General features: G+C 42.5%; 8 protein-coding genes. 6 read left to right on the top strand and 2 right to left on the bottom strand.

What is annotated here, in order from left to right; genetic code table 11:
• Positions 1-91 precede the first annotated feature (91 nt).
• Positions 92-610 carry a CDP-diacylglycerol--glycerol-3-phosphate 3-phosphatidyltransferase gene (gene pgsA, locus ACM0OX_RS26025; protein ID WP_414517818.1) on the bottom strand — a complete coding sequence of 173 codons (519 nt, stop codon included), beginning with the start codon at positions 608-610 and terminating at the stop codon, positions 92-94.
• Between the two features lie 130 nt (positions 611-740).
• Between pgsA and ACM0OX_RS26020 the strand changes: the two genes are divergently transcribed.
• From ACM0OX_RS26020 to ACM0OX_RS25995, 6 genes are all read left to right on the top strand, one after another.
• Positions 741-2,162: an aspartate ammonia-lyase gene (locus tag ACM0OX_RS26020; RefSeq protein ID WP_414517817.1), complete on the top strand. Its 1,422-nt coding sequence runs from the start codon at positions 741-743 to the stop codon at positions 2,160-2,162.
• Positions 2,163-2,356: 194 nt separating this feature from the next.
• Positions 2,357-3,328, top strand: a complete 972-nt coding sequence (locus ACM0OX_RS26015; protein WP_414517816.1) for a DUF362 domain-containing protein — start codon at positions 2,357-2,359, stop codon at positions 3,326-3,328.
• A gap of 1,028 nt (positions 3,329-4,356) precedes the next feature.
• Positions 4,357-4,542, top strand: coding sequence for a hypothetical protein (locus ACM0OX_RS26010; RefSeq protein ID WP_334839187.1), 186 nt, complete (start codon positions 4,357-4,359; stop codon positions 4,540-4,542).
• 430 nt (positions 4,543-4,972) lie between these two features.
• Positions 4,973-5,485, top strand: a complete 513-nt coding sequence (locus tag ACM0OX_RS26005) for an inorganic diphosphatase (RefSeq protein ID WP_094349222.1) — start codon at positions 4,973-4,975, stop codon at positions 5,483-5,485.
• A 136-nt stretch (positions 5,486-5,621) separates the two neighbouring features.
• Complete coding sequence (gene panD / locus ACM0OX_RS26000; RefSeq protein ID WP_414517814.1) at positions 5,622-6,005, top strand: aspartate 1-decarboxylase; 384 nt, start codon at positions 5,622-5,624, stop codon at positions 6,003-6,005.
• Positions 6,006-6,016: 11 nt separating this feature from the next.
• Positions 6,017-6,919 (top strand): MBL fold metallo-hydrolase, encoded by a 903-nt coding sequence (locus ACM0OX_RS25995; RefSeq protein ID WP_414517812.1) that lies wholly within the window; start codon positions 6,017-6,019, stop codon positions 6,917-6,919.
• A 5-nt stretch (positions 6,920-6,924) separates the two neighbouring features.
• Here the strand turns inward: ACM0OX_RS25995 and ACM0OX_RS25990 are convergent, their stop codons facing one another.
• Positions 6,925-10,284, bottom strand: coding sequence for a filamentous hemagglutinin N-terminal domain-containing protein (locus ACM0OX_RS25990; RefSeq protein WP_414517811.1), 3,360 nt, complete (start codon positions 10,282-10,284; stop codon positions 6,925-6,927).
• Between the last annotated feature and the right edge of the window lie 365 nt (positions 10,285-10,649).

Genomic DNA, 10,649 nt, shown 5'->3' with positions numbered 1-10,649 from the left:
ACTTCCGAGTTCAAAGGTGCAACTTCCGAGTTCAAAGGTGCAACTTCCGAGTTCAGAGGCTCAACTTCCGAGTTCAGAGGCTCAGATATTTTTAATCAGCAGTGCTAGCTTTTTGCGGCAAAAGATAAATACCCCCAGAGATTAAAGTCAAGGCGACAGAAACCCAAAAGGCAATCAGAGAGGGAGTTTGCCAGACTTCAGGTAGGGGTGCAATCAGAAGTGCGATCGCAACTATTTGACTAACAGTTTTGAGTTTACCCCAAATATTCGCTCCGGTAATTGTCGTTTGATTCACCCGCCAACCAGCGATCGCTAATTCCCGCGCTAAAATCAAAAACACTCCCCAAGCTGGTACTTTTCCTAGTTCAATCAAAACCATCAATGGCGCAAGTACTAGAAATTTATCCACTAAGGGGTCAAGAAATTTACCCAACTCGCTAACTTGGTTGAGTTTCCGCGCCAAATAGCCATCTAACCAATCAGTTAACGCTGCAACGATAAAAATCGCCAAACATATCCATCTAGCTTGTGCTGTGGGAATATACAAGCCATAAAGCAGAAAGGGTACACCCAGAAGGCGAGAGAAAGTAATCCAGTTGGGTAAAGTCATTGAAAATTTAAAATTAATTAGTGTAAAGCAACAAACAGCCAAGCAAATATGCAAAATATATGCAGATTAGTGTATCTGAGTGTGCCTGCGTGGGAAAATCTGTTTTCTGAAGCTCTCTTAAAACAATACTATGACTGAACACACAGACTCCCAATTCCGCATCGAACGCGATTCAATGGGCGATCGCCAAATTGCTAGTAGCGTTTATTACGGCATTCAAACACTACGGGCGATCGAAAATTTCCCCATTAGCGGCATCAAGCCTTTAGCTACTTACGTAGATGCTGGATTGATAATAAAAAAAGCTACAGCAATTGTGAATGGAGAACTAAATTGCATTCCTCAAGATATTAGTCAGGCGATTGTCCAAGCAACTGATGAAATTTTAGCTGGGAAGTTCCGCGATCAATTTGTTGTAGATGTTTATCAGGCGGGTGCTGGAACATCCCACCACATGAATATCAACGAAGTTTTGGCAAATCGCGCTTTAGAAATACTCGGTGAAGAAAAGGGAAACTATAAACGTGTTAGTCCCAATGACCACGTTAATTATGGACAGTCTACTAATGATGTGATTCCGACTGCAATTCGCATTGGTGGTTTATTAGCATTATCTAAAACATTACACCCAGCAATAGATGGTGCGATCGCATCTTTAGAAAAGAAAGCTGTAGAATTTCAAGATATTGTCAAATCTGGCAGAACCCACTTACAAGACGCTGTACCCGTGCGTTTGGGTGAGAATTTTCGGGCTTGGGCGCAAATTCTTACAGAACATCAAAACCGCATTTATACTGCCTCTGGAGATTTGATGGTACTGGGTTTAGGAGGTAGTGCAGCCGGTACGGGATTAAATACTCATCCTTTATATCGCGCCCGTGTGGTAGAAGTTCTTTCAGAATTGATTGATACTCCTTTAGAACCTGCGCCGCATCTCATGGCAGCTATGCAAAGTATGGCTCCATTTGTGAATGTTTCCGGTGCTTTACGCAACTTAGCCCAGGATTTAGCCAAAATATCTCATGATTTACGGCTGATGGATTCGGGGCCAAAAACAGGCTTAAAAGAAATTCAACTGCCCCCAGTGCAACCCGGTTCCTCGATTATGCCAGGGAAATATAACCCAGTTATGGCAGAGATGACATCAATGGTGTGTTTTCAGGTGATGGGTTACGACAGTGCGATCGCTTTAGCCGCACAAGCCGGACAATTAGAATTAAATGTGATGATGCCACTGATTGCCTATGACTTAATTCACAGTATCGAAATTCTTGGTAATACCATCGCTGCACTCACCGAACGCTGCATTGAGGGAATTACTGCCAATCGGGAACGTTGTTTAGCTTATGCCGAAGGCAGTTTAGCTTTAGTAACCGCACTAAATACCCATATCGGTTATTTAAATGCTGCTGCTGTCGCCAAAGAATCCTTAGAAACTGGTAAATCTCTGCGGCAAATTGTTTTAGAACGAGGATTAATGAGTGAAACAGATTTAGCCACAGTGTTAAATCTAGAACAAATGAGTGGTATCTTACCGCTTAAAACAGAATAATAGGGGACAGGTTACAAGTTATAGATCAATACGGTTCAGATAAGCCCAAAACCCTCATGTAGAGACGCGATTTATCGCGTCTTCAAAGACCAATTACCTACACCAATAACCCTTAACTGAACCGTATTAGGTTATAGGTTGCTATCCTCTATTGCCTATTCCCTGTCCCCTGTCCCCTATCCCCTACCTATACCATGCAGACTCAAAAACCAGCTGTTAGTCTCATTCGGGCTACATCATACAAACGAGAAGCTTTACGGGAATCTTTAGTGGTTCTCCTGGAACCTTTTGGAGGAATGGCAGCGTTTGTGAAAAAAGGCGATCGCGTTTTACTCAAACCAAATCTACTTACAGGTTCCCGTCCTGGTAAAGAATGTATCACCCGTGCCGAACTAGTTTATGAAGTTGCCCAAATGGTAATTGAGGTTGGCGGTAAGCCATTTTTGGGCGATAGTCCTGCTTTTGGTAGTGCCAAGGGCGTAGCAATAGCAAATGGCTATCTGCCTATTCTAGAAGAACTCAATCTTCCCATCATCGATTTTCACGGTCAGCGTTACCAAACCGTCAGTGACAATTTTAACCATCTGCGACTGTCTAAAGAAGCAATGGAAGCAGATGTAGTGATTAACCTACCGAAAGTGAAATCACATGCTCAGTTGACATTGACATTGGGCGTAAAAAACTTGTTTGGTTGCGTCCCTGGCAAAATGAAAGCTTGGTGGCACATGGAAGCCGGAAAAGATGCGAATAGATTTGGTGAAATGTTAGTAGAAACTGCTAGGGCTATTAACCCTAACTTAACCATATTAGATGGCATCATCGGTCATGAAGGTAATGGCCCCAGTAACGGGGAACCTCGCCAACTGGGTATTTTAGCAGCGGCATCAGATATATTTGCCTTAGATCGAGCGATGGTAGAAATCCTCAATGTTCCTCCTGAACAAGTGCCCACAGTTGCAGCTTCTCAAAGGCTAGGAGTTTGTCCAGAACTAACTGCCATAGACTTTCCGCATTTAAATCCTGACTTATTAAAAATAGAAGATTGGCGGCTACCCGACAAGTTAATGCCCATCGATTTTGGTATGCCCCGCGTCATTAAGTCTACCTTTAAGCATCTTTACACCCGATTTATCAAGGAACCAATCAGTGTTTATGGAAGGGAGTGAGGAAGAAGCAGGGGGGCAGGGGAGCAGGGGAGGCAGGGGGAGAATAACTCTTAACTCCTAACTCCTAACTCAGCACTCAGCACTGTTTTGCCCAATCCCCAATTTAATGCAAACGTCGTTACAGCAATTTCATTGATTAGCAGAGTAATCTGTAATTACCCTCCGATTGCTTAACCAAACCGCCCTATTATATTTAGTGGCGGTTTTTTTAGCCGATTAATTTGTTATACAATTTTTACTCTTAGATTTAATTTATCCAAAAAGTTATACGGATTTAGGATCTGGAAATTGGGATTGGGTATTTTGTTCAGATATGAGGAAAGTTTGCTAATAACCTACTCACGTCCATGCCACCTTCTAAAACTTTTTTACTCTACCTTTATATAGATTGACAAAATTGCTGTCATATTACACAGATTGCAAAATTTAAATTATTAAATATTTGTTTAGTGATATTACTGAATCTATTCTGCCTTATACAGTTGATGTATCTGTGTTTATTCGGTAGTTATCATTGGTTACAAAAATCATTACTACCTATTTCTTCTCTGGTGTCAAATATTTTTGTGTATAACTACCATATAACAATCAAAAGCACTGAATATCTATCAGTGCAATTGCTGTTTTGTGTCCTGTATCACAAATTAGCAATTCCAGTAAAATGACCTTATCAAAGGCTTTATAGAATGTTATAATCATGAAGTATCGGATAAATATGTTTTGCTAATTAATCTTTAATCAGCGAAAAAATGTAACTTATGATGCTGTCAAAGTTTGCTTTGCGTATGCAACCCGTTACACCGTACAGGGAAACATCTGAAAATATTAATTACAAAATAAAACATGATTTGTTTAGTTGTAACTTTGTATTAAGAATTCCATGTATAAAAAGACTACTATGACAGTTGTATAACTGGTTTAAATTGTAGAATGCTACACATTTTACAGTTTAAAAATAGCTAAAATAGCATTAATACTCTCACTCAGAGAGTAAATCTACACAGTGTTACGAAGAACTTCAATTTTGTATGAATTCAAATAGCCAGTCTGCCAATGCCGCTACATATTCCCAACGTTTGGCAGACATTGTGGGAACTGCGATCGCTCTGTTGACTCTTACCCTACCCGTATTTGTCATCGCCCACTATTCTTCAACTAATGTTCAAAATAACCAGCAACCTCTGATCCAAAACATACAAGGAAATCAAGATTGATCGAGCTTCACAGCTGCATTTCCTCATGAGGAGACCTACAAAAAGCAGAACACTGATTTTGTAGACAATCTCTGTAGATGTGGGTGTAGTTCGTCAAGAATAAGCTAAATCTGGATTGTGTGACTCCAGATTTGAGTTGTCTTAACAAACTTAGGACAGAAATCTCTCTAACAACAATTAAGGGCAGAGGATATCCATCAATACCCTCTTGGAAAAAGCGTTGCGAAGTTTGCTCGTAACGCTTTCTCTATTTTTTGGCTAATTCAAGGGAGCAGGAAAGCAGGGGAGATAAGGGGACAATCACCTTGCCCTCTTCCCTATGCCATAGAACAAATACCTTGGGAAGAGATCCATATTGCCCTAAAATTCTACACGGGGAGCGAAGCTGACTGAGTGCCCCCATGATTCACCGTTATCAGAGGAGTTTTTTGTGGACTTATCTCGTATTCCTGCCCAACCGAAACCTGGTCTAATCAACGTTCTGATTGAAATTACTGGCGGAAGTAAAAATAAATACGAATACGACAAGGAACTAGAAGCTTTTGCTCTAGACCGAGTACTTTATTCCTCGGTACAATATCCTTATGACTACGGCTTTGTACCTAATACTTTGGCTGATGATGGCGATCCCCTAGATGGTATGGTCATAATTGACGAGCCGACCTTTCCCGGCTGTATTATTGCTGCACGACCAATTGGCTTTTTGGAGATGATTGACGGTGGCGATCGCGATGAAAAAATCCTTTGTGTTCCTGACAAAGATCCACGCTACACTCAAGTAAAATCCCTGAAAGACGTAGCACCACACCGCTTAGATGAAATTGCTGAATTTTTCCGTAGTTATAAAAATTTGGAAAAAAAGGTGACTGAAATTCTCGGTTGGCAAGATGTGGACAAGGTTGCAGCTTTAGTAGAAAAATCCGTCAAAGCTTATAGAGGATAATAGAAAAGTTAGGAGTTAGGAGTTAAGAGTTATGAATTTTGATTCTTAACTCCTGTACAGACGCGATTAATCGCGTCTGTACTCATAACTTTTGTTTGTTACGGATCGCAAAAACTGCCACCAACCCTAAACCAGAATGCAGCGTACTCTCCTTTTGGCAAAAATTCATAATTGCACCCTTACGGGGGCGAATATCAACTACGTGGGTAGTATCAGCATTGATGAAATACTTTTGGAAAAAGCTGGTATTTTACCTTATGAGCAGGTGCAAGTAGTTAATAGTGCCAACGGTCAGCGCTTTATTACCTATGCGATCCCCGCTCTAGCTCATTCAGGAATCATTGAGCTAAATGGAGGTGCGGCACGTTTAGGCATTATTGGCGATCGCTTGATTATAATGACTTACGGGCAGTTCACTCCAGAAGAGGTAAAAAGTTACTCTCCTACGGTAGTCATTGTGGACGAAAAAAACAGGCTGTTGGAAGTGCGGCGCTACGATGACCTGCTCACTAAGGTCTAATTTCAAGGAAAATGTCAAATTTTGAGTTGTCGGATTCCCAGAGCTACATATCTGAAAAGTCATCTACCCTGCCCAGTAGCCCAGCAGGTGAATTTATCGTGCAATTCTGGGGTGTCAGAGGTTTGATACCCACTCCTAGTAGCAACACCAATCGTTATGGTGGTAATACTGCTTGTGTAGAAATACATGTAGCTGGGAAACGCTTGATTTTTGATGGTGGTACTGGCTTACGCATACTTGGTAAAACTTGGCAAGAACTGCAACAGCCACTAGAAGCCCATTTATTTTTTACCAACTGCCAATCAAACCGAATTCAAGGATTTCCCTTTTTTGCTCCTGCATTTATTGGGGAAAATTGCTTCCATATTTACGGCACAGCTGCCTCAAATGGAGCTTCAATCAAACAATGTCTGTACGATCAGATGCTCCAGCCGCACTTTCCTTACCCTTTACAGGTAATGCAGTCAGAATTGCAATTTTACAATCTGACTCCAGAAAGTGATGTGAAGTTAGATGATGTTACCATTACAACTGCATTAATTAATCAAACTCAGCGGTCAGTTGGCTACCGAGTTACTTGGCAAGAGTATAGTGTTGCCTACATCACAGATTTGCACCAAAATGCCGATCAAGTGGAGCAAGAGCGGATTTTAGAGTTTATTCAAGGCGTTGACTTACTGATTGCCAATGCTACTTACACTCCGCCGACATCTCACAACCATGATTCTGCTGATTTACTCTGGCAAGCTGCGGTGAATGCGGCTTTAAATGCTGGCGTCAAACGGCTAGCCATTTCTCATCATCACCCAGATGACCATGATGATTTTCTCGATCGGGTGCAAGTCGATATTAAATCTGCTTTTCCTCAAGCCATACTAGCCCATGAAGGTCTAGTATTATCTGTTGGTAATTGATTTTTTTAATACTTAGATGTAGTGCAGGAGATATTTGTTTGCCAAGGGCTATATAGGCTGACGTTAGGTGCTTGAGCTACTAGCTGGATGTCTCCATTAGGATCAACTACCCAGCTTTGGGCTTCCACAATCTGATTAGTAGATTTGGTAACAGATGTAGTAGATTTTTTATCTGTAATTTCCACAGATAATTTATCCGTTACTCTCTCTGTTGCTTGTGGGGGCAAATCTACCCAACTTGTAATCACTGCTCGTCCCCGCAGAGGCTCGTTAGGACTAAGGGGTAATCCACCGCGTCCTGTGGCGATAAAGCGACTAGCGGTTTGTCCTCTTCTGGGAGTGCAACCTTGAGCGATTTGTTGGGATGCATCGACGAGGTTAGAGGGTAGTTGAATTAAGCCACGACTAGGGTCTACATCGGGTGTGTTTAGTTCTACAGTCCCAGCCACCCCACGTTCAGAACTAGCAGTGATATCACTCAGGGAAGTTGGGCGTGAGCGAGATTGAATCCCAAAGAGACCTTTGACTGTAATCTCAACATTACCACCCTTACCAGTGAAAGCATTGGCGCTGATGTTGCTATCTTCGCTTGGAACAGCAACAATGAAGGGGGTCTTGATAGTAACATTACCACCATCGCCTCCTGCTTGAGCAGTGCCAGCAGTGGAAGATATTTGACTATTACGGCGGAGTAAGAGCAAGTCTTGCAGGCTGAGGTTAATATCGCCACCTTGATTGCTAGCTGTTTGTGCCGATATTAGCCCTTGGTTATCTAAAGTCAAATTTTCTGCTTGAATTTGAATATTGCCACCTTTTCCGCTACCTTGGCTATTTACAGCGATTCTTGCATCGTCTTGAACTGTGACCGTTTTGGAGGGAGTGATATTTCTAGGTTGAATGAAAATATTTCCGCCATTACCTGTAGAGCCAAGTTCAGTGTTAGCAAACAACCCACTGTCCTTTCCTGTTAAAATCAGATGGTCTTGTACCCTTAAAGAAATGTCCCCGGCTTGACTGTTAGTGGAAGTAGATGTGCGTAATTGACCGCTATTGACTACTTCAACTGTGTCTGCCGTGACCGTAACACCACCTGCGTCTCCCTTTCCCTCGGTTTCCGCAGTTATTACAGCACCATTTGTTACAGACAGTCTAGCAGTAGTAATGTCGAGCTTACCCCCTTTACCTATACCTGTTGCATCTACTGAGCTAGCAATGAAGCTGGCAGAGTTATTAATACTATCTACTCCATCTAAGGAGACTGCTTTACTGGCTTGAATTGTTAAGTTGCCAGCATTTCCACGTCCAGAAGTAGAAGTGTTTATTTGAGCGCCACGAGTCAGCGAGAGCAATCCTGCGCTGATGTTTATATTACCTCCATCACCGACTGCACTTGGCCCCACTCCATTAGTTATTGCACTACCAAACCTATCGAATGAGATTAGCCCCGAAACCTGAATTGTCACGTTTCCTGCATTTCCCTGCCCCTGAGTGTTAGCTGAGACTCCACCACCATTTGTAAGGAAAAGTGACTCAGCGATGACCGTGACGTTTCCTCCTTGTCCTGAGCCTTGTACTAAGGTGCTGAAGGCACCACTGGGTAATTCATTACTACCTACCCCCTTTATAAACACAGAACCACGGGTTTGAATCGTAACGTTGCCTCCTCTCCCTTGTCCAAAGATACTAGTTGCCAGTTCACCACCATTTGTAAGGGAAAGTGACTCAGCGATGACCGTGACGTTTCCGCCCTGACCTACTCCTCCAGGATTCACTGTACTGAAGACACCACTGGAAAAGTTATTGCTACCTACTCCCTCTATCAACACAGGACCACGGGTTTGAATCATAACGTTGCCTGCTCTCCCCTGACCGGAAATGCTAGCGGCTAATTCGGCACCATTTTTAAGGGAAAGTGACTCAGCTACAATAGTAATATCTCCTCCCTGTCCAATAACTCCAGGTCCTATCAAGCTGCCCACCCCACTGGGAAAACCACTAAGCGGAGAACTGCTCCTGCCCACTCCATCCGCAAAGACAGAACCGCGAGCTTGAATCGATACATTGCCTGCGTCTCCCTGTCCATAGTTGCTCACATTTAAAACACCGCCGTTGGTCAAGGAAAGCAAGCCAGTAGTAACTGTGATGTTTCCAGCTTTACCTACACCTCCTTTACTTACAGAACTGAATACAGCACCTCCATTGAGGGAAACTCGATCGCGCACATTAATTACGACGTTACCCAGATTTCCACGCCCACGATTGTTTAATGCAACAATCAAGGCAGCATCATCAGCGATCGCAAGTGACTCAGCAGTAATACGAATGTTGCCACTGTTGCCAGTGGCTCCAGTCTGGACTAAGTTCTGAATGAGACTGCCACCAGCAACAATTACTGTTCCTGTAGCATTGAGGGTTATATCTCCTGCTTTGTTATCAACTTCTCCCAGTCCTGTGTTTATTCCAGATATGAGAGCACTTCCCTCCAAAATTTCTATATTCCGCGCATTAACTATAATGCTGCCCTCTTTGTCATCAGGAACAACAACTCTACCACCAGTCAAGGAGACATCTGCCCGTGTTGCTCCCTCTGGAAAGCTTAGACTCAGATTATTGCGATCTACCTGAAGCCCAATTGTTCCTGCTCCTGCTAATCCTCCTAACTCTACTCGCCCACCAAAGGCATACAAACCTGCACCATTAATTTTAATGTTGCCACCGACGAGTAATAAACTTCGACCATTCGGAACACTCAGACCAAAAACTGATGGGTTTGCTGCTGGTGCAATTGAATTGTTTTGAATCGGCGCAGCAACAATTTGATTAAATAGCAAAGCTGAAGGCTTGACCGTCAACAGTGGAGGAGTATTCGGATTTGAAGCGCTAAAAAAACCTTGATTACCAAACCCAATAGCATTTGCAGTAGTTGCTACAAATGAACCTCCGATATTTAGGCTGGCATTTGGCCCAAAAATTATCCCATTGGGATTCATCAGAAACAAGTTGGCTGTACCATTGGCGCTGATTAATCCATCAATATTCGATACTGATTTACCTGTTACTCGACTAATAATATTCTGAATATTTGAAGCGTTATTGAAGTAAGCCACACTCTTGGTGGGCACAGAAAACTCTTCAAAACTATGGAATAAGTTACTTCCTGCTTGGGTACCACCTTCAATGATTCTAATGTTGTCCTGCAATGTGACACGAGAATTATTAAATAGAGTGCTATCAGGGGTAATTTGGGCAGAACCACAATTTGCCCAAAAAGCGATCGCAATACCCATCCCCACACAAACAGCAGTTGTTGAATCAAGGTTAGTTTGCATAGTGATTGTAGTGATGGGTATTTTAAGCTGTGTCATCGCTTTGGCGTAAGCGTTAGCGTCTCTGAAAGAGAAGCCTCTCGTAGAGAAGGGGCATCGCTTCAATCCTTTTGGCTGATTTTATTCTGTTAAGAGTAGTGAAAAGAAATAACTTTTCTTAAGAAATACTTAGATCAAGTTGATATCCAACTATTTATTGTGGGATGGGCGTCTCGCCACTGGTGTCAACTTCACGTGAAAGTTACTAAGCGAGAATGCTTTAAGATCATTACCTCGAAAAGAATGTCTCTAACTGTTCATGCCCCTCATTGAGGCTCCACCTAGGCTGTTGACTTTGGCTATTTTTTGGGGAATTACCGAAAAATTATTTGTGCTGGTTTTTGCTTGTGTGAAAGCGCCCGCAA

This window comes from Nostoc sp. PCC 9305, assembly GCF_963920915.1.
Lineage (GTDB): Bacteria > Cyanobacteriota > Cyanobacteriia > Cyanobacteriales > Nostocaceae > Nostoc.
The sequence above is the reverse complement of the archived record's forward strand: the minus strand, read 5'-3'. Positions and strand labels throughout refer to the sequence as shown.

Coding starts and splice junctions, on each gene's coding strand:
- ACM0OX_RS26015 (WP_414517816.1), top strand. CDS start 2,357: ATGCAGACTCAAAAACCAGCTGTTAGTCTCATTCGGGCTACATCATAC.
- ACM0OX_RS26010 (WP_334839187.1), top strand. CDS start 4,357: ATGAATTCAAATAGCCAGTCTGCCAATGCCGCTACATATTCCCAACGT.
- ACM0OX_RS25990 (WP_414517811.1), bottom strand. CDS start 10,284: ATGACACAGCTTAAAATACCCATCACTACAATCACTATGCAAACTAAC.
- pgsA (WP_414517818.1), bottom strand. CDS start 610: ATGACTTTACCCAACTGGATTACTTTCTCTCGCCTTCTGGGTGTACCC.
- panD (WP_414517814.1), top strand. CDS start 5,622: ATGCAGCGTACTCTCCTTTTGGCAAAAATTCATAATTGCACCCTTACG.
- ACM0OX_RS25995 (WP_414517812.1), top strand. CDS start 6,017: ATGTCAAATTTTGAGTTGTCGGATTCCCAGAGCTACATATCTGAAAAG.
- ACM0OX_RS26020 (WP_414517817.1), top strand. CDS start 741: ATGACTGAACACACAGACTCCCAATTCCGCATCGAACGCGATTCAATG.